This is a genomic window from Bradyrhizobium aeschynomenes (assembly GCF_013178945.1).
Lineage (GTDB): Bacteria > Pseudomonadota > Alphaproteobacteria > Rhizobiales > Xanthobacteraceae > Bradyrhizobium > Bradyrhizobium aeschynomenes.
Genome location: NZ_JABFDM010000004.1, coordinates 529,557 through 555,491 on the forward strand (window position 1 = coordinate 529,557; position 25,935 = coordinate 555,491).

At 65.2% G+C, this 25,935-nt stretch carries 25 protein-coding genes; 19 read left to right on the top strand and 6 right to left on the bottom strand.

Annotated features, from left to right (window positions below; all coding sequences use genetic code 11):
- The first annotated feature begins 418 nt into the window (after positions 1-418).
- Together ugpB and HL666_RS15300 are read left to right on the top strand one after the other, a co-directional pair.
- Positions 419-1,744, top strand: coding sequence for a sn-glycerol-3-phosphate ABC transporter substrate-binding protein UgpB (gene ugpB, locus HL666_RS15295; RefSeq protein WP_172110337.1), 1,326 nt, complete (start codon positions 419-421; stop codon positions 1,742-1,744).
- Complete coding sequence (locus tag HL666_RS15300) at positions 1,744-2,697, top strand: phosphotransferase family protein (protein ID WP_172182230.1); 954 nt, start codon at positions 1,744-1,746, stop codon at positions 2,695-2,697. Before ugpB ends, HL666_RS15300 begins: the two co-directional genes overlap by 1 nt.
- A gap of 10 nt (positions 2,698-2,707) precedes the next feature.
- Here HL666_RS15300 and HL666_RS15305 read toward each other — a convergent pair whose 3' ends face one another.
- Genes HL666_RS15305 through HL666_RS15315 form a run of 3 tightly spaced genes read right to left on the bottom strand, consistent with a single transcriptional unit; the run spans position 2,708 to position 4,247 of the window.
- Positions 2,708-3,184: a hypothetical protein gene (locus HL666_RS15305; protein ID WP_246740049.1), complete on the bottom strand. Its 477-nt coding sequence runs from the start codon at positions 3,182-3,184 to the stop codon at positions 2,708-2,710.
- A gap of 18 nt (positions 3,185-3,202) precedes the next feature.
- Entirely contained in the window at positions 3,203-3,688 is a 486-nt protein-coding gene (locus HL666_RS15310) for a hypothetical protein (RefSeq protein WP_246741548.1), read from the bottom strand.
- Positions 3,689-3,707: 19 nt separating this feature from the next.
- Positions 3,708-4,247, bottom strand: a complete 540-nt coding sequence (locus HL666_RS15315) for a hypothetical protein (RefSeq protein WP_172110335.1) — start codon at positions 4,245-4,247, stop codon at positions 3,708-3,710.
- Positions 4,248-4,374: 127 nt separating this feature from the next.
- On the opposite strand from HL666_RS15315, the gene HL666_RS15320 reads away from it, so the two are divergent.
- The 9 genes from HL666_RS15320 to HL666_RS15360 all read left to right on the top strand — a co-directional run bounded on the left by HL666_RS15320 (position 4,375) and on the right by HL666_RS15360 (position 14,266).
- Positions 4,375-5,796, top strand: coding sequence for a caspase family protein (locus HL666_RS15320; RefSeq protein WP_172182232.1), 1,422 nt, complete (start codon positions 4,375-4,377; stop codon positions 5,794-5,796).
- Between the two features lie 193 nt (positions 5,797-5,989).
- Complete coding sequence (locus tag HL666_RS15325) at positions 5,990-7,612, top strand: ABC transporter substrate-binding protein (protein ID WP_172110333.1); 1,623 nt, start codon at positions 5,990-5,992, stop codon at positions 7,610-7,612.
- A gap of 196 nt (positions 7,613-7,808) precedes the next feature.
- Entirely contained in the window at positions 7,809-8,822 is a 1,014-nt protein-coding gene (locus HL666_RS15330; protein WP_172110332.1) for an ABC transporter permease, read from the top strand.
- Entirely contained in the window at positions 8,819-9,718 is a 900-nt protein-coding gene (locus tag HL666_RS15335) for an ABC transporter permease (RefSeq protein WP_172134262.1), read from the top strand. Before HL666_RS15330 ends, HL666_RS15335 begins: the two co-directional genes overlap by 4 nt.
- Before the next feature lie 12 nt (positions 9,719-9,730).
- Positions 9,731-11,545 carry a dipeptide ABC transporter ATP-binding protein gene (locus HL666_RS15340; RefSeq protein WP_172182234.1) on the top strand — a complete coding sequence of 605 codons (1,815 nt, stop codon included), beginning with the start codon at positions 9,731-9,733 and terminating at the stop codon, positions 11,543-11,545.
- A 13-nt stretch (positions 11,546-11,558) separates the two neighbouring features.
- Positions 11,559-11,750 (top strand): DUF4089 domain-containing protein, encoded by a 192-nt coding sequence (locus HL666_RS15345; protein WP_172182236.1) that lies wholly within the window; start codon positions 11,559-11,561, stop codon positions 11,748-11,750.
- A 7-nt stretch (positions 11,751-11,757) separates the two neighbouring features.
- Complete coding sequence (locus HL666_RS15350; protein ID WP_172182238.1) at positions 11,758-13,158, top strand: AtzE family amidohydrolase; 1,401 nt, start codon at positions 11,758-11,760, stop codon at positions 13,156-13,158.
- Positions 13,139-13,531 (top strand): oxalurate catabolism protein HpxZ, encoded by a 393-nt coding sequence (hpxZ, locus tag HL666_RS15355; RefSeq protein WP_172110327.1) that lies wholly within the window; start codon positions 13,139-13,141, stop codon positions 13,529-13,531. The genes HL666_RS15350 and hpxZ overlap by 20 nt, the downstream gene beginning before the upstream one ends.
- 3 nt (positions 13,532-13,534) lie before the next feature.
- Complete coding sequence (locus HL666_RS15360) at positions 13,535-14,266, top strand: GntR family transcriptional regulator (RefSeq protein ID WP_172110326.1); 732 nt, start codon at positions 13,535-13,537, stop codon at positions 14,264-14,266.
- Between the two features lie 51 nt (positions 14,267-14,317).
- Here HL666_RS15360 and atzF read toward each other — a convergent pair whose 3' ends face one another.
- The 3 genes from atzF to HL666_RS15375 form a co-directional block, all read right to left on the bottom strand.
- Positions 14,318-16,108, bottom strand: coding sequence for an allophanate hydrolase (gene atzF, locus HL666_RS15365; RefSeq protein WP_172182240.1), 1,791 nt, complete (start codon positions 16,106-16,108; stop codon positions 14,318-14,320).
- A 249-nt stretch (positions 16,109-16,357) separates the two neighbouring features.
- Complete coding sequence (locus HL666_RS15370) at positions 16,358-16,900, bottom strand: DUF805 domain-containing protein (protein ID WP_311975760.1); 543 nt, start codon at positions 16,898-16,900, stop codon at positions 16,358-16,360.
- 347 nt (positions 16,901-17,247) lie between these two features.
- Positions 17,248-17,754 carry a MarR family winged helix-turn-helix transcriptional regulator gene (locus tag HL666_RS15375; protein WP_172182242.1) on the bottom strand — a complete coding sequence of 169 codons (507 nt, stop codon included), beginning with the start codon at positions 17,752-17,754 and terminating at the stop codon, positions 17,248-17,250.
- A 77-nt stretch (positions 17,755-17,831) separates the two neighbouring features.
- Here HL666_RS15375 and HL666_RS15380 point away from each other — a divergent pair, with 77 nt between their 5' ends.
- From HL666_RS15380 to HL666_RS15415, 8 genes are all read left to right on the top strand, one after another.
- The gene (locus HL666_RS15380; protein ID WP_172182244.1) at positions 17,832-19,055 is read left to right on the top strand and encodes a cytochrome P450; all 1,224 of its coding nucleotides are present in this window, start codon (positions 17,832-17,834) and stop codon (positions 19,053-19,055) included.
- Positions 19,056-19,077: 22 nt separating this feature from the next.
- Positions 19,078-19,401, top strand: coding sequence for a 2Fe-2S iron-sulfur cluster-binding protein (locus tag HL666_RS15385; protein WP_172110590.1), 324 nt, complete (start codon positions 19,078-19,080; stop codon positions 19,399-19,401).
- 52 nt (positions 19,402-19,453) lie between these two features.
- Complete coding sequence (locus HL666_RS15390; RefSeq protein ID WP_172182246.1) at positions 19,454-20,674, top strand: ABC transporter substrate-binding protein; 1,221 nt, start codon at positions 19,454-19,456, stop codon at positions 20,672-20,674.
- Positions 20,675-21,095: 421 nt separating this feature from the next.
- Positions 21,096-22,265, top strand: a complete 1,170-nt coding sequence (locus HL666_RS15395; RefSeq protein WP_172110321.1) for an ABC transporter substrate-binding protein — start codon at positions 21,096-21,098, stop codon at positions 22,263-22,265.
- 146 nt (positions 22,266-22,411) lie between these two features.
- Positions 22,412-23,329, top strand: coding sequence for a branched-chain amino acid ABC transporter permease (locus HL666_RS15400; protein ID WP_172110320.1), 918 nt, complete (start codon positions 22,412-22,414; stop codon positions 23,327-23,329).
- Complete coding sequence (locus HL666_RS15405; protein WP_172110319.1) at positions 23,326-24,273, top strand: branched-chain amino acid ABC transporter permease; 948 nt, start codon at positions 23,326-23,328, stop codon at positions 24,271-24,273. Before HL666_RS15400 ends, HL666_RS15405 begins: the two co-directional genes overlap by 4 nt.
- Positions 24,266-25,036 carry an ABC transporter ATP-binding protein gene (locus tag HL666_RS15410; protein WP_172182248.1) on the top strand — a complete coding sequence of 257 codons (771 nt, stop codon included), beginning with the start codon at positions 24,266-24,268 and terminating at the stop codon, positions 25,034-25,036. The genes HL666_RS15405 and HL666_RS15410 overlap by 8 nt, the downstream gene beginning before the upstream one ends.
- A gap of 16 nt (positions 25,037-25,052) precedes the next feature.
- Entirely contained in the window at positions 25,053-25,757 is a 705-nt protein-coding gene (locus tag HL666_RS15415; protein ID WP_172110589.1) for an ABC transporter ATP-binding protein, read from the top strand.
- The last annotated feature ends 178 nt before the right edge of the window (positions 25,758-25,935 follow it).

The following is a 25,935-nucleotide window of genomic DNA, read 5'->3' on the forward strand; positions in this document are numbered from 1 at the left end:
TTGCCGGGAACCGGCTTGCGCGGGATCCCTCTTGCGCAGCGAGGCTCTCCTGTTGCGACGCAACCGGCCTTGTCCCAGGCCGCACGGCAAGGCACGGGAACTCCGGAGGCGGCAAGCAGCGCCGCGCGCCCGCCACAGCCTGCGTCAGCACCGGCGAGGCGTCCACTCTCGAGATCAACGAAAGACGGGCGCGGTACACAGGCAACACTTTCCCCTTGATGATGAGGTCGGCCTGAAAACGAAAAGGTTCAATGTCGGTCCTTGGCAGGTGCTATAAGGCCATTCTGACGCCAAAGCGCTACGCGTCAATGGTTTGCCTGAAACTTGTTGCAGCCGTCGGTTGCCGAACTTTAAACTTGGTCCGATTGCGACTTTCGATTCACGCGAGTTCATTCATCGAATTTGGAGCTGGCCTCTGGTGACGGTCTTCTTTCGCTCTGTTTCCATTGCAATTCTTTTCTGCACGACGTTCTGCGCCGCCACGGCCCATGCCGCCACCGAGATCATGTGGTGGCACGCGATGTCGGGAGAGCTCGGCCGGCAGGTCGACAGGCTGGCGGACGGTTTCAATGTCTCCCAGTCCGAATACCGGATCGTGCCGAGCTACAAGGGGAGCTACACCGAAACGGTGACGGCCGCGATCTTCGCGTTCCGCTCGCGCACTCAGCCTGCCATCGTGCAGGTCAACGAGATCGCGACCGCCACCATGACGGCGGCCAAGGGCGCGATCTATCCCGTGTTCGATCTGATGCGCGACGAGCAGGAGAGCTTCTCGCCATCGGCCTATCTGCCGGCTGTCGCCGGCTACTACTCCGATGCCGACGGCAACATGCTGTCCTTCCCGTTCAATGCATCGACACCAATTCTCTACTACAACAAGGATCAGTTTCGTGCAGCCGGTCTCGATCCTGCGGTGCCGCCAAGAACGTGGCCTGAGCTCGGACAAGCCGCCAAGCGGCTGCGTCAGCACGGCATGGCCTGCGGCTTCACGACCTCCTGGCCGGCCTGGATCAACATCGAGAATTTTTCTGCTTTCCACAATCTGCCGATCGCGACGCGAGCCAATGGCTTTGCCGGGCTCGACGCCGTCCTGACCTTCAACAATCCGCAGGTCAGCCGTCACATCGCGCAGCTCGCCGAATGGCAGAAGAGCAAGGTCTTCGACTATGCCGGACGTGGTCAGGCTGCGGAGCCGCGCTTCCAGAAAGGCGAGTGCGGTATCTTCATCGGCTCTTCCGCCACCCGCGCCGACATCAAGGCCAACTCGAAGTTCGAGGTCGGCTACGGCATGATGCCGTACTGGCCCGACATTGCGGGCGCGCCGCAAAATTCGATCATCGGCGGTGCGACCTTGTGGGTGCTGCGCGATCGTCCCGGCGCCGAATACAAGGGCGTCGCCAAATTCTTCGCCTATCTGTCGCGCCCTGACATCCAGGCGGCCTGGCACCAGAACACGGGTTATCTGCCGATCACGCGGGCCGCGTTCGATCTGACTCGCGCACAGGGCTTCTACGACCGCAATCCCGGGACGGCGATCTCCATCGAGCAGGTGACGCTGCATCCGCCGACAGAAAATTCCAGAGGGCTGCGGCTCGGCTCCTTCGTGCTGATCCGCGATGCGATCGAGGACGAGATGGAGCAGGCCTTCGGCGGCCGCAAGCCGGCGCAGGCCGCGCTCGATGCGGCCGTTGAGCGCGGCAACCGGCTGCTGCGGCAATTCGAGCGCGCCAGTCCGGATCGCTGATGACGGCGTTGCCACGGGTGGCCGATGCGGCCGAGCTGAGGCGCCTGCGTGCCGATGGAGGGCAGTGGCTGCCGGCCGCGAGGGACATTGTCAACGGCCATGGGTATGGCGGCGCGCGCCTCGTGTCCTTCACGGCAGGCACCAATCTCGTCGCAGCACTCGGCGGCGATGCAATTCTGAAGATCTTCCCATCCATCTGTCGCAGGCAATTCCTGTCAGAGCGGGCCACGCTGCGGGTGGTCTTCAAGCGCCTCGCCGCCGTTGCGACGCCCGAACTGCTGCATGAGGGAGAGCGCGACGGCTGGTCCTACCTGATCATGACGCGGCTCCACGGCATCGCGGCCGCAGAGGTCTGGCCGCAGCTGGCAGAGGCCGATAAGCAATATCTGCTTCGGCAACTCGGTCGTCTGATCGCAGACGTGCAGCGTATCCCGCCCGGCGAGCTGCTTGCGCTCGAACCGCGCTGGCCGGATGTCCTGCAAACGCAAATGGCCGGATGCCGTGCGCGCCACACGCGGCTGGGCTTGCCGGAACGGCTTCTCGACGGACTTGATGTTCTGCTGCAGCAGGCGGCCGCCCTGTTGCCGCGAGATCCGCCGTCAGTCATTCTGACCGGCGAATACATCCCGGAGAATTTTCTCATCGCGCGCGACGGTGACGGCTGGCGCGTGAGCGGCCTGTTCGATTTCGGCGATGTCTTCACCGGGTTCGGTGAATACGACCTGCTCGGGCCGAGCGCGTTCATGGCGGCCGGACATGCGGGGCGCGTGCGCGCGTTGTTCGAGGGCTATGGTCTCACGCAGGCGGACATCACCTCGACGCTGAAGCGCCGGCTGCTCGCCCTGATGCTGCTGCATCAGGCCAGCGATCCCGTCCGGCACATCTGCATACCGGACTGGCCGGCCAAGGTCCAAAGCTTCGATGAGCTGCAGGAACTGGTCTGGCCGGACTGACACGCATGGCTCAGCCTTTGGTCTGTATCAGTTTCGCCGCGCGCGCGAGCACATCGGCGACCGCGGCCAGCCCCGAACCCCCTCCGGCGCCGCCGCCCCAGCCGGCGACATAGCCGCCGCCCAGCGCGCGTACCTTCGCGAGCGCCCCTGAAATCAGCGCCCGGCACTGCGTGACGGCGGACAAGGCCTGCGCCTTGGTCGTGGCGGCCCGCAGTTTCGCTGCCGCATTGCTGAGCGCCCGGCGCGTCTCCGGGACGCCCGGCGCCGTGATGTCGCTGCTCAGCCTGTCCAGGACATTGGCGACGCAATCATACAGCGCCTTGCCCGTATTGGCGGAGCAGGCCGCGAGACCTCCATTCGCTGACACCGCTGCCGCGGCCATGCCGGCATCCGCGCGCGCGGGCGTGCCGGCGAGGAGGCTGAACCCAAGCAAGGCCAGGATCGGCGTCAAGAGACGCAGGGCGGACATTCGTCGCTGAGCGGGCATGTTCATCTCCCCGGTGTGTCAGCCCTTGCTCTGGATCAACTGGATCGCGCGTGACAGCACGCTGGAGATGGAGGTCAGGCCGGTGTCGCCCCATCCCGGGACGTAGCGACCGCCGGCCGCGCGCACCTGTTTGAGCGCTCCCGAGATCACCGACTGGCAGCGCGCGATCGCCGAGATCGCCTGGGACTTGGAGGTGGCGGCGCGCAATCCGGCCGCCGCGGTCTGCAACGCTCGCTGCGTTTCCGGGACATTGGCGGCGCCGATGCTGGAGGCCATGCGGTCGAGCACATCGGCGACGCAATTGTAGAGGTCCTTGCCCTGCTTGCTGCTGCAGATGCCGAGCCCGCCGACGGCGGTGGTGGCTGCCGCGTTCAGAATGGCCGCCGCCATCGCCGGTCTTGTCGGCAGCGATCCGAGCAGTGTGATCAGCGCCAGCACCGCCACCAGCAGCCAATGTCGAGAACCCCGCGCGAGCGGCGCGCTGCGAACGCCAACATCCCTCATATCGTCCCCCTCGTTGTCCTCACGGAGCCGCTGACGGCGTGATCGCGTTGCCCACCAGGAATTCGCACGGCACCGTTGTCATCTTCGGATCTCCCTTGAGCGCAAACAGCTTCTCCCACTGTGATTTGCGGCACACAACGCCGCCTGGTGCGTCCTCGACGATGACGACGGCATAGAGCCGGTCGCGCTTCTCGAACGCCTTGAGGCTGGTGTCGTCGGGAAAGGTCTGCAGCAGTGTCAGGATGCCGTGGCCGCTGTCACTGTCGGCGGCGATCCCGGCAATGCCGCTGATCATGCGCGGCTTGCCGTTCTCGATCGATGCGCTGACGAACACGCCCTCGGCGACGGTGCTGCGCAGGATCTTCTGCCTGATGAAATCGGGACCCAGTTCGGGGCTCGCCCGCAGTCTGTTCTTCAAGGTGGGGGAGAAGAACAATTTGTCCGTGCCGCCGCGAAAGACGATCGTGGTCCCCTCCGGCCCGCCGGCCAGCAGGTTCTGGAATTCGCGGCCGCTCAGCACCTCGGCAGCAGCCGAGGCGCTCCACAGACAGCAGCTCATCAGCAATATGAATGAAAATCGCGGCATAGAGGCGCTGCGGAATGGAAAGGCAAAGCGGATCATAGGCGCTGTCTGACGTCAATTCGATGATGGTGGCCGGCTGCCGGCGCTTCGATATACTACGGACATGCGAACAACATTTTTCCGGCACTCGGTCTGGCCTCTGGTGTCTCTGACGCTGTTGCTCGTCTTTCAAGGTCTGGCGGCCGGTCTTGCTGCCGAAGCCCCGCGGAAGACAGTACCGGCCTCAGCGCCGCGCGTAGCGCTCGTCATCGGCAATGCCGCGTATGCCCGGCTGAGGCCGCTGGAGAATCCCGGCAAGGACGCCGACCTGATCGCGGACAGGCTGCGCAAGCTCGGCTTCGAGGTGACGCTGAAGGCCAACCGCGAGCTCAAAGCCATGGGCGAGGATGTCGAGGCGTTCGTGCAGGCGATCAAGCAGCGCGGGCCCGACGTCGTGTCGGTGCTCTACTATGCCGGTCACGGCCTGGAGAGCGACGGGATCAACTATCTCGTGCCGGTCGACGCGGAGATCAAGCGCAAGGCCGACATCGCCGGCCATGCCGTCAGCGTCAAGCGCATCGCGGACCGGCTGTCCTCGGCCGGTAACCGGGTGAACATTCTGATCCTCGATGCGTGCCGGGACAATCCATTTCCGGAAGGATCCCCGACGGCCAATGCTCTGCTCGGGCTGGCGCCGATGGGCGCGGTCTACGGCGCCTTCATCGCGTCGGCCACCGGCTCCGGCAAAGCGGCTTTCGACGGCGACAATGGTCACAGCCCCTACACGCTTGCGCTCGCGCAGGCGATCGGTGCGCCCGGCGAGAAGCTCGAAGACGTCTTCAAGAGCGTCCGGCGCCAGGTTCGTCTGGCGACTGCCGAGCAGCAGATCCCCTGGGAGTCGACCTCGATCGAAGCCGACTTCTACTTCGTCCAGCCGGCCCCGCCGCCGAGCCCTTCAGCTCAACTGCTCGCGGCAGCGACCGAAACCGACAACCTCGCTCTGTTCGAGTTGCTCGTCGACCGCTTTCCGGGCAGCGAGGAGGCCGCACGAGCGCGCAGCGTTCTGCAGCAGCGCAGGGCAGCGTCCGCCGATCGCGCGCCCGCCAATGTCTCGACCGCGGCCGAGGTGCTGACGAGGGCCCGCAAGGTCCGCACCCCCGATGCGTTCGATCTCGTGGCGTCGCTATTCCCGGACTCGCCTGAGGCAGCCGAGGCGCGCGCCGCAGCGTCGCGGCTCCGTGAGGCGGCGGTGCTCGACAGCGCCGGACCGACCTTTGAAGGGCGCGAGCTGATTTCCCGGCTTCAGGACGAACTGGCTCGGCTCGCCTGCTTCGGCGGACAGCCCAGCGGGATGTTCGATGCGCCGACGGTTGGCGGCCTCCGGCGTGCCTCGCAGCTCACCGATGAGCACTATCTCTGGTACCGCCCGACAATGGCCGCGCTGCGGGCGCTGAAGAAGATCGACGCCAGAGACGGCTGTTCGCGCCAGAAGGTCGCGGCGAGTCCGCGCTGCCTGCGCATCAACAACGAGGACTTTTGCCAATAGGGCGCGGTGATCGATCAGCAGAGGAATCTGCATATATTCTAGTCAATTTTGGCCGCCTGTATGCAACGGGGCGGCGGCAGCATTGAGCCTTTTTTGAAAATGGTCGCTTCTTCAATTAGTTGGCCGTTCGGCCGACTTGGCACGAAGCTTGCGATCCCGTTCCCTGCCGGTCGTATTCTGGTGGGAGCATTTGATGAAGCGTCGTGATTTTCTGAAGTCCGTTTCTGGCCTGGCTGCTGGGGCTGCGCTGCCGATGGCGCCGGCAGTCATGTCTTCCGCCAAAGCGGACGCGCGGTCCGAGACGCTGCTGATCGTATCCGAGGGAGGTCCGAACAACCTCGACATTCACGGCATCGGCACCAACGTGCCGGGCTATGAAGTCTCCTGGAATTGCTACGACCGCCTCATTAGCCACGAGATGAAGAGCGGCCCGGGCGGCGTGCCCTACTACGACCGCGACAAGTTCAAGCCCGAGCTCGCCGAGGACATGACCATCGGCGACATGTCCGCCACCTTCAAGCTGCGCAAGAACGCCAAATTCCACGACGGCACGCCGGTCACGGCCAAGGACGTGAAATGGTCGCTCGACCGCGCCGTCAGCGTCGGTGGCTTCCCGACCTTCCAGATGAGCGCGGGCTCGCTGACCAAGACCGAGCAGTTCGTCATCGTCGATGATCACACCGTGCGCGTCGATTTCCTCAAGAAGGACCGGCTGACGATCCCCGATCTTGCGGTCATCGTGCCCTGCGTGGTCAATTCCGAGCTGGTGAAGAAGAACGCCACCGAAAAGGATCCGTGGGGCCTCGAATACACCAAGCAGCAGACCGCGGGCTCCGGCGCCTACAAGGTGACGAAGTGGACCGCCGGCACCGAGGTCATCATGGAGCGCAATGATGACTGGGTGTGCGGACCGCTGCCGAAGATCAAGCGCGTGATCTGGCGCATGGTGCCTCAGGCCGGCAACCGCCGCGCGTTGCTCGAGCGGGGCGATGCCGACATTTCCTATGAGCTGCCGAACAAGGACTTCCAGGAGATGAAGTCGAACGGCAAGCACACGGTGATCTCGCTGCCGATCTCGAACGGCATCCAGTATATCGGCATGAACGTGACCAAGCCGCCGTTCGACAATCCCAAGGTGCGGCAGGCGCTGGCCTATGCCATGCCCTATCAGAAGATCATCGATGCCGTCATGTTCGGCCTTGCCAATCCGATGTTCGGTGCGCCGGCCGACAAGGCGACCGAGGTGGCGTGGCCGCAGCCGACGAAGTACGCGACCGACATGGAGAAGGCGAAGGCGCTGCTGGCCGAGGCCGGCTACGCCCAGGGCTTCGAGACCACGATCTCGTTCGATCTCAACTTCGCGCAGGTCAACGAACCGCTCTGCGTGCTGGTGCAGGAGAGCCTCGCCCAGCTCGGCATCAAGACCACGATCAACAAGGTGCCCGGCGCAAACTGGCGCACCGAGCTGAACAAGAAGGAGATGCCGCTCTTCACCAACATCTTCTCGGGCTGGCTCGATTACCCCGAGTACTTCTTCTACTGGTGCTATCACGGCAACAATTCCGTGTTCAACACGATGAGCTACAAGTCGCCGGAGATGGACAAGCTCATCAACGGCGCCCGCGACGCCGCCGCGACCGGCGACAAGGCGACGTACGATGCCGACGTGAAGGGCTTCGTCGATCTCGCTTTCGCCGAGGTGCCGCGCATCCCGTTGTATCAGCCGTTCGTCAACGTCGCGATGCAGAAGAACATCTCCGGCTATCAGTACTGGTTCCACCGCCGGCTCGACTATCGCGCGCTGGTGAAGGGGTGAGGATCGTGATTGGGGCGAGTGAGGCGGCCCGATCTCTCTCATTCCCTCCCCCCTTGTGGGGGAGGGGCAGGGAGGGGGGTAGCCACGGGCACTGCCTTTGCGGCTCACCCCCCTCCCCAGCCCTCCCCCACAAGGGGGGAGGGAGCGCACTGCGCCGTGGGGCGACGTCGAGCGCAGATATGGGGAGTGTTTGCCCATGCTGAGCCTCATCGCCAAGCGTCTCGCCTTCGCAATCCCCTCGCTGATCGGCGTCGTGATCGTCACCTTCTTGCTCACCCGTGCTCTGCCCGGCGATCCTGCCGCGTACTTCGCCGGACCCGCTGCGACCAAGGAAGCGGTCGAGCAGATCCGCAAGAAGCTCGGCTTCGACAAGCCGCTGGTCGAACAGTTCTTCCGCTACACCGTCGATCTCGCCCATGGCGATCTCGGCAGCTCGCTGACGACGGGACAGCCGGTCGCCACCGAGATCCGCAACCGCCTGCCCGCATCGGCGGAGCTCACGCTGCTCGGCCTGCTGGTCTCCGTCGCGATCGCGCTGCCGCTCGGCGTGCTCGCCGCGACGCGGCCGGGATCGTGGATCGATCACACCTGCCGCGTCGTCACCACGGCCGGCGTCTCGCTGCCGGTGTTCTTCACCGGCCTCGTGCTGGTCTACGTGTTCTACTTCCGGCTCGGCTGGTCGCCGGCGCCGCTCGGCCGGCTCGACGTGTTCTACAGCGCGCCGAACAACGTGACCGGGTTCTATCTCATCGACACATTGATCGCGCGCGACGGCGAGGCGTTTCGTTCGGCGCTGAGCCAGCTGATCCTGCCCGCGGCCACGCTCGCGATCTTCTCGCTGGCGCCGATCGCCCGCATGACGCGCGCGTCGATGCTGGCGGTGCTGTCGTCGGAGTTCGTACGCACGGCGCGCGCCTCGGGCCTGTCGCCCTCGACCGTCACGGTGACCTATGCGTTCCGCAACGCGATGTTGCCGGTGATCACCACGCTGTCGATGGTGTTCTCCTTCCTGCTCGGCGCCAACGTGCTGGTGGAGAAGGTGTTCGCCTGGCCGGGCATCGGCTCCTACGCGGTCGAGGCGTTGATCGCCTCCGACTTCGCCCCGGTGCAGGGCTTCGTGCTGACGATGGCGGTCATGTACGTGATCCTCAACCTCGTCATCGACATTCTCTATGGCGTCATCGATCCCCGTGTGAGGCTGGAAGGATGAGCACTGTCGCGCCGACCCTCGAACCTGCCGTCTCCACCCGGACATCCGGCCTCGTCGCCCTGATCGGGCATGCGCGCTATGTGCTCGCCGAGAACAAGGTCACCGGCTTTGCCTTCGGGCTCCTGGTCGTGATCCTGTTCGCGGCGATCTTCGGGCCCTGGATCGTGCCGTATGATCCGCTGGCCAGCGACACCGCCTCCGCATTGAAGCCGCCGTCGGCGGCGCATTGGTTCGGCACCGATCAGCTCGGCCGCGACATCTTCAGCCGCGTCGTGGTCGCGACCCGGCTCGACACCTTCATCGCGGTGGCCTCCGTCGCGCTGGTGTTCTTCTTGGGCGGCCTCGCCGGCGTCGCCGCCGGCTTCTTCGGCGGCTGGACCGACCGCATCGTCGGCCGCATTGCCGATACGATCATGGCGTTTCCGCTGTTCGTGCTGGCCATGGGCATCGTCGCCGCGCTCGGAAACACCGTGCAGAACATCATCATCGCGACCGCGATCGTGAACTTCCCGCTCTATGCCCGCGTCGCGCGTGCGGAAGCCAATGTCCGCCGCAACGCCGGCTTCGTGCAGGCCGCACGTCTGTCGGGCAACAGCGAGATGCGCATCCTGCTCGGTCATATCCTGCCCAACATCATGCCGATCATGATCGTGCAGATGTCGCTGACCATGGGCTACGCCATTCTCAATGCCGCCGGCCTGTCCTTCATCGGCCTCGGCGTCCGGCCGCCGACGGCGGAGTGGGGCATCATGGTCGCCGAGGGCGCCTCCTTCATGGTGTCGGGTGAATGGTGGATCGCGCTGTTCCCCGGCCTTGCGCTGATGATCGCCGTGTTCTGCTTCAACCTGCTCGGCGACGGCCTGCGCGACATCGTCGATCCGCAGCGGCGCACGTAACTGGAGCCCCTCATGACCGCCCAGCCGCTGCTCGACGTTCGTGATCTTACGGTCGAATTCTCCACCCGCCGCGGCATCGTCAAGGCGGTACAGCATGTCGACATTTCCGTTGCCAAGGGCGAGACGCTGGCGATCGTCGGCGAGTCCGGCTCGGGCAAGTCGGTGACGTCCTACGCCGTCATGCGCATCCTCGACCGCGCCGGGCGGATCGCCGAGGGCTCGGTGATGTTCTCCGGCGTCGACGTCAAGGCGGCCGACGAGAGTGCGATGCGCGACCTGCGCGGGCGCGAGATCTCGATGATCTTCCAGAACCCGCGCGCCGCGCTCAACCCGATCCGGAAAGTGGGCCAGCAGATCGAGGACGTGCTGAAGCAGCACGCGCAGGCGGCCGCAAGCGACCGCGCCGAAAAGGCGATCGCCGCGCTCGAGCAGGTCAAGATCGCTCGTCCGCGCGAGCGCTATCACGCCTATCCGTTCGAATTGTCCGGCGGCATGTGCCAGCGCGTGGTCATCGCGCTGGCGCTCGCCTGCAACCCGCAGCTCCTGATCGCCGACGAGCCGACCACGGGCCTCGATGTCACCACGCAGAAGGCGGTGATGGATCTCGTCGTCGAGCTGACCAGAAGCAGGGGCATGTCGACGATCCTGATCACACACGATCTGGGTCTGGCCGCCGCCTATTGCGACCGCGTCGTGGTGATGGAGAAGGGCCGGGTGGTCGAGACGGCCAAGGCCGCCGACATCTTCGGAAACCCTCAGCATCCCTATACGCGCAAGCTGATGCGCGCGACGCCGCGTTTGGGTGTGTCGCTGCGGGAGCTGTTGCCGGAGGATGAGGCGTCTTCGTCGCTCCAAGCACAATCCGTCATCGCCGGGCTTGACCCGGCGATCCATCCCACTTCGCAAGAGTCGGTCGAGGTGATGCACCCCCGGGTCAAGCCCGGGGGTGACGAGGGGAGTGCGGAGGGCCATCGGAGTGCGGGTAGCCTGAGGCCGCTCCTCCTGGTCGACAAACTGGTCAAGGAATATCCCCGCCAGGGCGCGTCGGCGACATTGTCAAAACTGTTCGGCCGCAAGCCGGCGGTCGAGCCGGAGGTGTTCCGCGCGGTCGACGGCATCAGCTTCACCGTCGGTCATGGCGAGAGCGTCGGCCTCGTTGGCGAATCCGGCTGCGGCAAATCGACCACGTCGATGATGGTGATGCGGCTGCTCGACCAGACCTCCGGTCGTATCAGCTTCGACGGCGAGGAGATCGGCAACATCCTGCCGCAGGCCTTTGCCCGGCTGCCGCTGCGTAGCCGAATCCAGATGGTGTTCCAGGATCCGACCGACAGCCTCAATCCGCGCTTCACCGCAGCGCGCGCCATCGCCGATCCCATCCTGCAACTCGGTGACGTCAAGGGGCGCGACGCGCTCCGTGCGCGCTGCGAGGAGCTCGCGACCATGGTCGGCCTGCCGCACAATCTGCTCGACCGTTTTCCGCACCAATTGTCGGGAGGCCAAAAGGCCCGCGTCGGCATTGCCCGCGCGATTGCACTGCACCCGAAGCTGGTCATCCTCGACGAGCCGACGGCGGCGCTCGACGTCTCCGTGCAGGCCGTGGTGCTCAACCTGCTGCAGGATCTCAAGCAGCAATTGGGCATGAGCTATCTGTTCGTCTCCCATGATTTGAATGTTGTGCGGCTGTTGTGCGATCGTGTGATCGTGATGCGGTCGGGTCGAATCGTCGAGCAGGGCAGCGCCGAACGTGTGCTAGGTGATCCGCAGGATGCCTACACGCGTGAGCTACTGACGGCGATTCCTCACCCGCCGTTGCCGGCACATTGAGAGGAGAGACGGCATGGCCGAACCTTTGGACAAGTCTTGGGACGACTACATCGACGCGGTCGGGCGTGCCCTGGGGCTCCCGATCGAGGACGCGTGGCGTCCGGCGATCCGCGCCAATCTCGAGGTCTCGCTGAAGATGGCGAAGCTGGTCGACGAGTTCTCCCTGCCAGACGAAGCCGAGCCTGCCAGTGTCTTCACCGTTTGATCCAGACATGACCGCCGGTGCCATCGCCGCTGCGGTCGCCGCCCGCAAGCTTTCCGCCGTGGAAGCCACCGAAGCCGTGTTGGCGAGGATTGCCGTGCGCGACGGCGTGCTGAACGCCTTCACCGATGTAACGGCGGAGCGCGCACGCGCGAAGGCGCGCGCCGTGGATGCCGATATCGCCGCGGGCAAGCCCGCTGGTCCGCTCGCGGGCGTGCCCTTCGCGGTGAAGAACCTGTTCGATGTGGAGGGCCTGCCGACCCGCGCCGGCTCCAAGATCAATCGCGATCGTGCGCCGGCCACGCGCGATGCGACGCTGATCGCGCGCATGGAGGCTGCCGGCGCGGTGCTCGTCGGCGCGCTCAACATGGGTGAATACGCCTACGACTTCACCGGCGAGAATATCCACGACGGCCCGTCGCGTAATCCGCATGATCCGACGCGGATGAGCGGCGGCTCGTCGGGCGGCTCGGGCAGCGCCGTCGGCGGCGGCCTGGTGCCGATCGCGCTCGGCTCGGATACCAACGGCTCGATCCGCGTGCCCTCGTCGTTCTGCGGCATCTTCGGCTTGAAGCCCACCTACGGCCGGCTGTCGCGCGCACGCTCGTTTCCGTTCGTGATGAGCCTCGATCACCTCGGCCCCTTCGCGCGCTCGGTGGAGGATCTCGCGCTCGCTTACGACGTGATGCAGGGGGCAGATTCCGAGGATGCCGCGTGCACGACGCGCGGGCCGGAGCCCGTCTCCGCTCTGCTCTCGCAAGGAGTCGACGGTCTGCGCATCGCGCTTGCTGGAGGCCACTTCCAGAAGAACCTGTTTCCTGAAGCCGCGGAAGCCGTCGCGCGTGTGGCCGCAGCGTTGAAGGTGACCGACGTTGTCGATGTGCCTGAGGCGTCCCGCGCTCGTGCGGCAGCCTATGTCATCAGCACGACGGAAGGCGCCTCGCTGCATCTCGATCGCCTGCGCACGCGCCCCGGCGATTTCGATCCGGCGGTGCGCGACCGTCTGATCGCCGGCGCGATGATCCCGGCGCCGATGGTCGATCGCGCGCAGAAGTTTCGCCGCTGGTATCGCGCCCGCGTGCTGGAGCTGTTCAAGTCGGTCGACGTGCTGATCGCGCCGGCGACGCCATGCATCGCGCCGAAGCTCGGGCAGGCGACCTTCGTGCTCGATGGCGTCGAGCTGCCGGTGCGCGCGAATATCGGCATTCATACACAGCCGATCTCGTTCATCGGACTTCCCGTCGTTGCTGTGCCGATTCCGCTCGAGCCGATGCCCATCGGCGTGCAGATCATCGCCGCGCCCTGGTGCGAACATGTCGCATTGCGTGTGGCCCACGCCTTGCAACAGCTTGGCGTCGCCGCTGCGCCGGCCCCGAGAGGAGTTCTGGAGAATGGAAGTCGATCTGCCTGACGTCGTCGCAGAGGTGACCGCGCAGTTCCAACGCTACGAGCAGGCGCTGGTCAGCAACGATGTCGCCGTGCTCGACGAGCTGTTCCGCCAGGACTCGCGCACGCTGCGCTACGGCATCGGCGAGAATCTCTACGGCTATGGCGAGATCGCGGCGTTCCGTTCCGCGCGCTCGCCGGTCGGATTGATGCGGCGGACCGCGCGCACAGTGATCACCACCTACGGCCGCGACAGCGCGGTGGCCTCGACCCTGTTCTATCGCGACAGCGCGCCCGGCAAGGTCGGGCGGCAGATGCAGACCTGGATCCGGTTTCCGGAGGGCTGGAGAATCGTTGCCGCCCATGTCAGCATCATCGACGAAGCAGAAGGCGGCTGAGGCATGAGTCTGGACGATCTCCCGCCGCGGACGCGTCAGCGGCTCGTTCGTGACTCCGGTCTGCCACGCAGCGAACGTGCGCCGCCCGCCGTCGCGAAGATCACGCGCGCCGAGGAGCTGCGTCTGCAGCTCGCCGACGATATCGTGCGCGGTGCACTGGCGCCCGGCGCGCCGCTCGACGAGACCGAGATTGCCAAGCGCTTCAATGTATCACGTACGCCGGTGCGCGAGGCGTTGCGGCAGCTCGCCGCCTCCGGCCTGATCGAGGCCCGCGCACATCGCGGCGCCGTCGTGGCGCGGCCGTCTGTCGACCGCCTGACCGGCATGTTCGAGGCAATGGCCGAGCTCGAAGGCCTCTGCGCCGGACTCGCCGCGCAGCGCATGACACCGGTCGAGCGGCAGCGGCTCGAAGCCATTCACGAGGAGCTGCGCAATCTCAGCCACGCCGGCAATCCCGAGCGCTTCCACGAGGTCAACGAGCGCTTCCACAACGCGATCTATGCCGGTGCGCACAATGCCTACATCGCCGAGATCACGTTGGCGACGCGGGTGCGCGTACAGCCGTTCCGCCGCGCCCAGTTCCGCAATCTCGGCCGCCTCGCCAAGTCGCATGCCGAGCACGACCGCGTCGTCATCGCCATCCTGCGCGGTGACAAGGCTGGTGCGGCGAGCGCCATGAAAGCGCATATCGAGCTGGTGCGAGGCGAGTACGAGATCTATGCGGTGTCGGTGTAGGTGAGTTGCACTGACACAGCCAATTGGGTTTCCGTCCAATGACGTTGACGATCAATCCCTTTGCGCCATGTATGCGCGCCAGCCGCCGAACTCCGAGATGTCATCGGCGCCGCCGAGGGCCGCGGGCTCGACCAGGAAGCCTTTCGCGGTCTGGCCGTCAGCAAGCCTGATGGTGCCGATCGACAGGGGCGGCGGGATGAGATTGACGAACGTGCCGAAGCTCGCCGCCGACAGCGCCCAGATCTCCACGTCCATCGCGCGACCCTGACCCTGTTCGATCCGCAGCATGCCGGGCTTGGGGGGGGTCGTGGGCAGCGCATAGAGCCTGTAATCAGGCGCAGTCTTCGTCGCTTCTAGCAGCCGGCCCCCGAGACCCGTCAGTTCGTGATTGAGCGCCATGCCGGAAAGGTGCGCGCCGACGACCACGACCGCGATCTCGTCGCCGTGCAGCGGCGGAGGCAGGGGCGCCAGCGGCGGCTGCGGGATCGACCTTGCGCCGACCGGCAGCGCCGTGTCGGCGTGGAAGGCGCGGCCCAGGCTGGCGAGCGCGGCGTCGCGCCCGGCGGGGGCGAGCAGCGTGATTCCGAACGGAATGCCGTCACCGCGCATTGCGGCCGGCACGGCCAGGCCGCACATGTCGAGCAGGTTGACGAAGTTGGTGTAGGTGCCAAGCCGGCTGTTGAGCAGGATCGGATCGGCCAGCACGTCCGCGGTCGTGTAGGCGGTCGGCGCCGTCGGCAGCAGCAGCGCGTCGAGGCCTGCGAAGGTGCGCTCGGCGACCTTGCGCAGCGCCTGCAGCCGATACAGCGCCGCAAACGTGTCGGCCGCGCTGACGCGCGTGCCGGCGATGGTGATCTCGCGCGTCACCGGATGGATCGCGTCGGGATCGGACGCGAGGAGATCGCGGATCACGAGATAGCGCTCGGCGACCCACGGGCCTTCATAGAGCAGGCGCGCCGTCTCGTAGAATGGTTCGAGGTCGAACTCGACGAGCTCGGCGCCGAGCTTGACGAAGCGCGCGGCTGCAGCGCCGTAGGCGGCCTCGGCTGCCTTGTCGCCGAAGAAGATCAACTGTCCTGGGCGGGGGATGCCGAGCTTCACGCCGTTCGGAAATGCGGTCACGGCAGCCAGCGGCCGGTCGCGCGAGAACGGATCGAGCGGATCGGGCGCTGCCATCACCGAAAGCGCCGTCACGGCATCGTCGACCGTCAGGGAGAACACCGAGATGCAGTCGAGCGTCCGGCAGGCCGGCACCAGTCCCGCCGTCGAGATCATGCCGAGGCTCGGCTTCAGCCCGACGATGTTGTTGAGCATCGCGGGCACGCGGCCCGAGCCTGCGGTGTCCGTGCCGAGCGACAGTGGCACGAGGCCGGCCGAGACGGCGACCGCGGAGCCGGAGCTCGATCCGCCCGGCACCAGATCGGCTCGAACCGGATTCTTCGGAATGCCATAGGGCGAGCGGACGCCGACGAGGCCGGTCGCGAACTGGTCGAGATTGGTCTTGCCGATGATGATGGCGCCGGCCGCGCGCAGCCGCGCCACGGCAGTGGAATCGCGCGCGGGCGTATAGGCAAAGGCCGGGCAGGCTGCCGTGGTCGGCAGTCCGGCGACATCGATGTTGTCCTTCACGGCGACAGGCACGCCGTAGAGCGGCAGCGCCGCGGCGTCCCTGCCCTCGAGGGCCGCGGCCTCGGCGAGCGCATCCGTCTCGTCGCGAAGGCTGATGAAGATCGCGGCATCATCGTGCGATCGGATCCGCGCGTAGCAGCGCTCAACCGTCTCCCGGGGGAGCTTCAGGCCGGCGCGGTGAGCGGCGACGATCTCGGCTACGGTTTCGGTCACGCGACGCTCCGCGTCCCGTCTGAATCCGATCGATGACCTGCCATGTCGTGCACTCCGCTTCGCGATCCTGCCGCGAACGTAGCAAGCCATGTGCCATTGTGTACATGAGGGTAACAGCGCGTCTTCCGATGAAAAACGCGTGCTGTCAGTAGGTTGGTCCGCAGCTCGCGAGGTCTTGCTGGCCTTGCGCCTTGGATATCGGGGCGATGCGCCTAATTTGTAGGCAGTTGAGCGCTGCGGTGCGACTGATTACCCGCGGCGACCGGCGTCACCGCCGGTGATGCGCGCCAGCCTTGCCTCTGAGGTGGAGCCCGTGCTGCGGGCGCTGCGGAACGAGGGCGACGGCGTTCGGCTGACCATGGTCCCGCCCGAGACGCCGGCGTCGTCAGCGCCGCTCGGAAAGAACAGTAGCGCGACGCTCAGGCCGAGATTGATCAGCCCGCCGACCCAAGTGCCGTGGTGCGACGATGTCACCGCATACTCGGGAAAGCGCGTGGCGACGACGTAGTCCAGCACCATGACAGCAATCCAGGCCGGGATCACGCAGACCGGGTCCCAGCCGATGTCACGGATGCGCATCGCCTGCAGCACCAGGCTCGCCAGCACGACCAGCCCGATCGCCGCCATGATCGGCCAGCTCAACGTCGGCGCCGATCCGTGCGGAGCCACGGCAGCCAGCGCAACCGCGAGAACCACGATCAGGATGATGGACACGACGATGAGGCCGAGCGTGGCCAGAAAGTACTGCAGCCGGCCAAGGCGCGCATTGAACCCGAAGATGAACCCCAACATCCGCTTCTCCCGCCGGCCGCGGCGCAGCGACGGCGCCGTCCTGGGATTGCATATCAGGGCGAAATTGCCGCGCGCCTTCGCCGATGCGTAAAATTGGAAGGATCGCGCCTGGGTCCATTGTGCCGAGTTGCGGCAAATCGGCCGGCCAAGATTTTATGGTTGCCAAAGCAACTAATCCGTGGAACTATCGACGCCGTGAACGAACGAGGCGAGAGATCACTCCCGCCTCGAAAAGGGATGGAAACGCCATGCGCAGCCTGCTCCAGGCAGGCGCGGCCGCTTGCGCGCGCGCCAGACGAGGGTCCAGCAGCAATCGTCAGACGCTCCATGGATGGGAGCGGAGCGGTTCAGCTCGCGCCGGTGACGGCGTCGAGATTGTCGTGGATGCGGCGCAGCAGGTTGATCAGGACTTCCTGCTCGTTCTCGTCGAGACACGCCAGCAGGCGCTGTTCCCGCTCCAGCGCGGCGACGATCACCTTGTCATGGGTCGCGCGGCCCTTGGCGGTCAACGAGATGGAATGGCTGCGGCCGTCCTGCGGATCATTGCGGATCGCGATCAGTCCGCGGCTCTTCATCAGCGCGAGCGTGCGGCTGACAGGCCCCTTGTCGAAGCCGATCACGCTGCAGATGCGCGAGGCCGGGATGCCCGGCTCGATCGCCAGCAGCGACATGATCCGCCATTCCGTGACGTTGACGCCGAAATTGCGCTGGTAGAACGCGGTGGCGCTGTTCGACAGCTTGTTGGCGATGAAGGTGATGAAGGCCGGCACATAGCGGTCGAGATCGAGCGTGAGGCCTTGCCCCTCAGGCTCGCGCGGCTGCGCCTTGCGCGGCGTCCCGGATTTCTCGCTCATGACCCCCAGCATCCATGCATCGCCCGACATAGGGACACCAAAAGCCGCATGACAAGATCAAACTTCGGGAGGAACGCATGAACCCAACAGGTCTTTCCCGGGACGCCAGCGTGGCGCCGGACATCCCGCATCTCGCGATTGATCCGTTCTCATACGGCTTTTTCGACGATCCCTATCCGGCGCATCAGGAGATGCGCGAGGCCGGGCCCGTCGTCTATCTCGACGCCTGGAACGTCTATGGCGTGGCGCGCTACGCCGAGGTGTACGCCGTCTTCAACGATCCCCTGACCTTCTGCTCCAGCCGCGGCGTGGGCCTCAGCGACTTCGCCAAGGAGAAGCCATGGCGGCCTCCGAGCCTGATCCTCGAGGCCGATCCGCCGGCGCATACGCGCACCCGCGCGGTGCTGAGCAAGGTGCTGTCGCCCGCGGTGATGAAGCGGCTGCGCGACGGCTTCATGGCGGCGTCAGAGGCCAAGATCGATGAGCTCCTGGCGCGCGGCTCGTTCGACGCCATTCCCGATCTCGCGGAAGCCTATCCGCTGTCGGTATTCCCCGATGCGCTCGGCCTCAAGGCGAAAGGCCGTGACCACCTCATTCCCTATGCGAGCCTCGTTTTCAACGCCTTCGGCCCGCCGAACGAGCTGCGCCAGCAGGCGATCGAGCGCTCCGCGCCGCACCAGGCCTATGTCACCGAACAGTGCCAGCGCGACAACCTCGCGCCCGGTGGCTTCGGAGCCTGCATCCATGCCTTCAGCGATGCCGGCGAGATCACGCCGGCCGAGGCGCCCTTGCTGGTGCGCTCGCTACTGTCGGCCGGGCTCGACACCACGGTCTATGGCATCGGCGCCGCAATCTATTGCCTCGCGCGTTTCCCCGATCAATGGCAGCGGCTGCGCGCGGATCCCTCGTTGGCCCGCAATGCCTTCGAGGAGGCGGTGCGCTTCGAGAGTCCGGTGCAGACCTTCTTCCGCACCACCACACGTGATGTCGAGCTCGGCGGTGTGACCATCCCCCAAGGCGAGAAGGTGCTGATGTTCTTGGGCAGTGCCAATCGCGATCCGCGCCGCTGGGAGCAGCCGGATGCGTACGACATCACCCGCAAAGTCTCCGGCCATGTCGGCTTCGGCTCGGGCATTCACATGTGCGTCGGCCAGCTCGTCGCCCGCCTCGAAGGCGAGGCGGTGCTGACCGCGCTCGCGCGCAAGGTGGGGAGCATCACGATGAGCGCTGAGCCGGTGCGACGCTACAACAACACGCTGCGCGGGCTTGCCAGCCTGCCGGTCACCTTCACTCCAGCCTGAGCCAAGAGACTGAGCCATGGCCATGACGACGATCACCTTCATCCATGCCGACAACCGCAGCGAGACCGTGGAGGCCGCGGACGGTGACAGCCTCATGATGGCCGCGCTGTCCCATGGCGTCGACGGGATCGTCGCCGAGTGCGGCGGCAATGCCGTCTGCGCGACGTGTCACGTCTATGTCGACGAAGCCTGGGCGTCGAAGCTCGATCCCGTGACGGACGACGAGGATGCGCTGCTCGACGGCACGGCCGCCGAGCGACGGCCGAACAGCCGGCTGTCTTGCCAGATCAAGATCCAGCCGGCGCTCGCCGGGCTCGTCATCCGAATTCCGGACCGGCAGAGCTGAATAATCCGCCGACGACAACAATCAGAACAAGCAACACACGGGGAGGAACTCCATGAAGCAGCTGAATATTTCCACGCTGGCGCTGGTCGCAGCACTAGGCCTGGGCACCACGGCGTCAGCCGGAGAGATATCGGACAACGTCGTGCGCGTCGGCGTGCTCAACGACATTTCTGGCATCTTCCAGGACACCAACGGCATGGGCTCGGTCGAGGCCGCACGTATGGCCGCGGAGGATTTCAACGGCGGCGGCAAAGGCATCAAGGTCGAGATCGTCTACGCCGATCATCAAAACAAGGCCGATATCGGCTCGGCGATCACTCGCAAATGGCTCGACGTCGACAAGGTCGACGCCGTCGTCGACGTGCCCAATTCGGCCGTCGGCCTCACGATCAACGAGCTCTTGCGCAACAGCCGCATGACCTTCCTGGCCTCGTCGACCGCCAGCTCCGATCTCACCGGCAAGGCCTGCTCGCCCAACACCATCCAATGGGTCAACGACGCCTGGGCGACCGGCAACACCACCGCGGCCGCGATGATGGGCCGCGGCGGCAAGGACTGGTACTTCATCACGGTCAACTACGCGCTCGGACAGGGCATCGAGGCGGAAGCGACCAATTATATCGAGAAGCATGGTGGCAAGGTGCTGGGCTCGGCCAAGCATCCGCTCGGCACGACGGATTTCGCCTCGTTCCTGCTGCAGGCGCAGGGCTCGAAGGCCAAGGTGATCGGGCTTGCGAACGCCGGCGGAGATACCATCAACGCGGTCAAGCAGGCGTCCGAGTTCGGCATCCAGCAAAGCGGGCAGTCGCTGGTCGCCTTCCTGCTGTTCATCAACGACATCCACGGCATGGGCCTGAAGGCTGCACAGGGCCTGCAACTGCTGGAGGCGTTCTATTGGGACATGGATGACGACACCCGCGCCTTCGCCAAGCGCTTCGCGGCGCGTCCCGGCATGAATGGTAAGATGCCGAGCGGCAACCAGGCCGGCGTCTATGCGTCGACGCTCGCTTATCTCAATGCGGTCGCCGCCACCGGCAGCGACGATGCCAAGGACGTCGTCCCGCAGATGAAGACGGTGAAAGGCAAGGACAAGTTGTTCGGTGACACCACAATCCGCGCCGATGGCCGCGTCGTGCATCCGATGTATCTGTTCGAGGTCAAGAAGCCGGAAGAGTCGAAATATCCGTACGACTACTATCGTCTGGTCTCGACGATCCCGGCCGAACAGGCGTTCCGGCCGATGTCTGATGGCGGATGTGTGCTGGTGAAGTGATGCGTTCGTAGGTTAGGGAGCAAGTGATATCTACATGTGACATCTAGAAGTAGATCCTCGCGAGAGCCGCTGCTCTTCAGTTGCTTCGTCGTGCCCGGGCTTGTCCCGGGCATCCACGTCGAGCGGCGACCGTCGAGCCGCTTGGATGGCCGGAACAAGCCCGGGCACGACGGCGTAGGGAAGGCGACTTCCTCTCTCATGACCTTCTTCCCGCCTCTGCCTTCTGCCGTGCTGCAGTATCCTTAACAAGCACTATAGTTCTTGCCTTTGCCCGTTTCCGGGAATTATGGTGCATGGATCGATCGCGGCAGGACGAACACCGCGCGACGGATGCTGCGGCGAAACGCCGCCGCTCGACGTGCTGCTGCGTGGCGGTGACGAAACAACGATAAGAACGATTTGTTCGAGGGGAGGGAAGACCATGAAAAGCTTCTGGCTGGCGGGCGCCGCGGCGCTGCTGTTTTCGAGCTCGGCCTTTGCCGGCGACACCATCAAGATCGGCTTCGTCTCGACCTTCAGCGGTCCGACCGCCGTGATCGGCAACGACATGCGCAACTCGTTCGAGCTTGCGCTCGATCATCTCGGCCGCAAGATGGACGGCAAGCCGGTCGAGGTGATCTATGAGGACGACCAGCAGAAGCCTGACGTCGGCAAGCAGAAGACCGAGAAACTGGTGCAGTCCGACAAGGTCGATTTCATCGTCGGCTACATCTGGTCGAACGTGCTCTTGGCCTCGCTCAAGACCGCCGTGGATTCCCAGACCTTCCTGATCTCGGCCAATGCCGGCCCGTCGCAGCTCGCCGGCGAGCTGTGCTCGCCTTACGTGTTCTCGACCTCCTGGCAGAACGATCAGACGCCCGCGGCGATGGGCCTCTACATGAACCAGAAGGGCGTCAAGTCGGTGTTCCTGATCGGCCCGAACTACGCGGCCGGCAAGGACATGCTGGCGGGCGTGAAGAGCACCTTCAAGGGCCAGGTCGTCGGCGAGGAATATACGGTGTGGCCGAGCCAGCTCGACTTCTCTGCCGAACTGTCCAAGGCGCGCGCCTCGGGTGCCGAATCGATCTTCGTGTTCTATCCTGGCGCGGCCGGCGTGCAGTTCCTCAATCAATACGCGCAGGCCGGCCTCAAGGAGAAGATGCCGCTCTACACCGCCTTCACGGTCGACGAATTGTCGCTGCCGCTGCAGAAGGACAATGCGCTCGGCGTGCCCGGCGCCCAGGAGTGGGTCAACGACCTGCCCAACGAGCAGAACAAGAGATTCGTCGCCGACTACCGCAAGAAGTACACCGGCCTGCGTCCGACCTATTACGGCGCTCAGGCCTATGACGCGGCGCAGCTGGTCAACAGCGCGGTGGTCGCGGTCAAGGGCGACACGTCCAAGAAGGACGCGATGAAGGCCGAGATGGAAAAGGCCAACTTCAAGTCGCTGCGCGGCGCCTTCAAGTTCGGCAACAACCACATCCCGATCCAGAGCTTCTATCTCCAGGACGTGGTCAAGGACGCCGACGGCCAGCTCTCGTTGAAGACCGTGGCGACCATCGTCGAGAACGATCAGGACCGCTTCCACGACAAGTGCCCGATGAAATAGCGATCAAGGAAATTCCGCGGCCGGTCCCAACCGGCCTGGAATTTGCTTGAAGCTTAAAACATCTTCGTCCTAAGATCGAAGGACGGACATGGCGGCAGCGCCTGTAACGGTTCTGCCGCCGTCTTTTTGAGCGTGAAGTGAGGGGCATGCTTCTCGTCGTCGAACAATTTTTGAACGGGCTGCAGTTCGGACTGCTGCTGTTCCTGCTGGCTGCCGGCCTGACGCTGGTGTTCGGCATCATGGACCTCGTCAACCTCGCCCACGGCTCGCTCTACATGATGGGCGCCTATTTCGCGGCGACCTTCGTGGCCTGGACCGGCAGCTTCGTGCTCGGCGGCGTCATGGCGCTCGGTGCCACGCTTCTGCTCGGCATCGTGCTCGAATTCACGGCACTGCGCCATCTCTATGGGCGCGACCACCTCGACCACGTGCTCGCGACCTTCGGCCTGATCCTGTTCTTCAACGAGGCGGTCCGGCTGATCTGGGGCCCGGCGGGCCTCGCTCTGCCGCTGCCGTCCTGGCTCGCCTTTCCCGTCACGATCCTGCCCGGCATCCAATATCCGGCCTATCGCCTGGCCATCATCGTCGTGGCGCTGCTGGTCGCGCTGCTGCTCTATCTCGGCGTCATGCGCACGCGGATCGGAATGCTGATCCGCGCCGGCGCCTCCAACCGCGAGATGATCGGCGCGCTCGGCATCAACATCAAGCTGCTCTATACGCTGGTGTTCGGGCTCGGTGCCGCGCTGGCCGGCCTTGCCGGGCTGATGCAGGCGCCGATCCTCACCGTGCAGATTGGCATGGGCGAGAACATCCTGATCCTGGCCTTCGTCGTGATCGTGATCGGCGGCATCGGCTCGATCCGCGGCGCCTTCATCGCCGCGATCATGATCGGCCTGATCGACACGATGGGACGCGCCTTCCTGCCCAATCTGCTGCGCCAAGTGCTGAACTCGGCCTCGGCGTCCACAGCGGCGCCGGCGCTGTCCTCGATGCTGATCTATCTCCTGATGGCGATCGTGCTGGTGGCGCGGCCTGAAGGTCTGTTTCCGGCCAACCGCAGATGAAATCACAGCTCAACGTCTCATCCGTCGTCGCCGCCCTCGTGGTGGCCGGCCTGGTGCTGCTGCCGGTGTATTCGAACCTGACCGGCAACATCTTCATCCTCACGCTGTTCACCCGAATCGTGATCCTGGCCCTGTCGGCCGTCAGCCTGAACCTGATCATGGGCTATGGCGGCATGATGAGCTTCGGTCATGCCGCCTATCTCGGCATCGGCGGCTATGCCGTCGGCATCCTGGCACAGGAGGGCATCGGCTCCGGCTGGGCCCAGTTCGCGGTCGCCATCGCGGTATCTGCGCTGTATGCGCTGGTGATCGGCGCGCTCAGTCTGCGCACCCGCGGCGTCTATTTCATCATGATCACGCTGGCCTTTGCGCAGATGGCCTATTACGTCGCCTCGGGCCTCGCGCGCTATGGCGGCGATGACGGGCTGACCGTCTACAAGCGCAGCGATTTCGGCGGCCCGATCAATCTCGGCAACCGCGTGCAGTTCTATTATCTCTGCCTGTTCTGCCTGCTCGCCGTGGTGGCGCTGGTCTGGCGCATCGTCAATTCGCGCTTTGGGCTCGTGCTGCAGGGCCTGCGCTCCAACGAGCAGCGCATGCAGGCGATCGGCTTCCCGTCCAAGCGCTACAAGCTCGCCTGCTTCGTCATCGCCGGCATGCTGTGCGGGCTGTCCGGCGCGCTGCTGGCCAACAACACCGATTTCGTCAGCCCGGCCGTGATGTACTGGACACGCTCCGGCGACCTGATGGTGATGGTGATCCTGGGCGGCATGGGCACCCTGATGGGGCCGGTCGTCGGCTCCGTCGTGTTCCTTGTGCTGGAGGAGGTGCTGTCGCAGCTCACCGAATATTGGGCGCTGATCATGGGGCCGCTGCTGCTGCTGATCGTGCTGTTCGGCCGCGGCGGCATCATGGGCATGCTCGGGAGGTTGAACCGTGGCTGAGCCGCTGCTTCGCGTCGACAATCTGGTACGCCGCTTCGGCGGCATCATCGCCACCGACCACGTCTGCCTGGACGTGTCCAAGGGCGAGATCCACGCCATCATCGGGCCGAACGGCGCCGGCAAGACCACGCTGATCAGCCAGCTCACCGGCCACCTCGCGCCGCATGCCGGCCGCATCTTCCTCGGTGGCCGGGACATTTCCTCCTTCCCGGCCTACAAGCGCAGTGCCCTCGGCCTTGCGCGTTCGTTCCAGATCACCTCGCTGCTGACCGATTTCACCGCGGCCGACAATGCCGCGCTGGCCGCGCAGGCCCATGACGGCAGGCATTCGTTCCGCTTCTTCGCCAATGCGCGCAAGGAGAAGCCGCTGCGCGATGCGGCGCGCGCCGCGCTGGAGCGCGTCGGCCTCGGCCATCGCGCCGATGTGCTGGTCTCGAAGCTCAGCCATGGCGAGCAGCGCGAGCTGGAGCTCGCGGTCGCGCTCGCGACCAAGCCGCAACTGCTGCTGCTCGACGAGCCGATGGCCGGCCTCGGTGTCACCGAGTCGCAGCGGATGGTGAAGCTGCTGGCAGAGCTCCGCAATGAGGTCTCGATCGTGCTGGTGGAGCACGACATGGAAGCGGTGTTCGCGCTGGCCGACCGCATCTCGGTCCTGGTCTACGGCCGCATCATCGCCTCGGGCAAGCCGGACGAGATTCGCCAGAACGAGGAGGTCAAGCGCGCCTATCTCGGCGATCAGCATGTGGTGGTTGGCCATGGTTGATCAGAAAGAAAACGCCATGCTGCTCGAGGTCGACGGCATCGAGACCTGCTATGGCCTCAGCCAGGTCCTGTTCGGCCTGTCGCTCTCGATCCGTCCGGGCGAGTTGGTCTCGCTGATGGGCCGCAATGGCATGGGCAAGACCACCACGATCCGCTCGATCATGGGACTGACCCAGGCGCGCGCCGGCCTGATCCGCTTCAGCGGCCAGGAGACGCGCAAGCTGCCGTCCTATCGGATCGCGCAGCTCGGCATTGGGCTCGTGCCTGAGGGGCGGCAGATTTTTCCGAACCTCACCGTGACAGAGAATCTGGTGGCGGCCTCGACCAACCGGCTCGGCGCCGCCGATCCGTGGACGCTCGATAAGATCCACGCGCTGTTTCCGCGGCTCGCCGAGCGCGGCGGCAACATGGGTAACCAGCTCTCCGGCGGCGAGCAGCAGATGCTGGCCATCGGCCGCGCGCTGATGACCAATCCGAAGCTGCTGATCCTCGATGAGGCGACCGAAGGGCTGGCGCCGCTGATTCGTGAGGAGATCTGGAGCTGCCTGTCGCTGCTCAAGTCACGCGGACAGTCGATCCTGGTGATCGACAAGAATGTCGAGCATCTCACCCGCATCTGCGACCGCCACTACATCATCGAGCGCGGCCGAACGGTGTGGAGCGGGACGTCGGAGCAGCTGATGGCCGAGCCCGAGCTGCAGCACCGTTATCTCGGGATTTGACTGCGGCGCGCTGCCAGCCGAGATGACATGGGAGCGGATTGACCCACATCAAGCTCATATCGCATGCGGGTGCGTAGATTTCGACAGCTGTGCTGACATGCGCTGATTTTTCGCATTGAGGCGCCGCTTGGACGGGACTATTCTTCCAGGTAGTGGTTTGTTTTGCCTTTTATCAAAG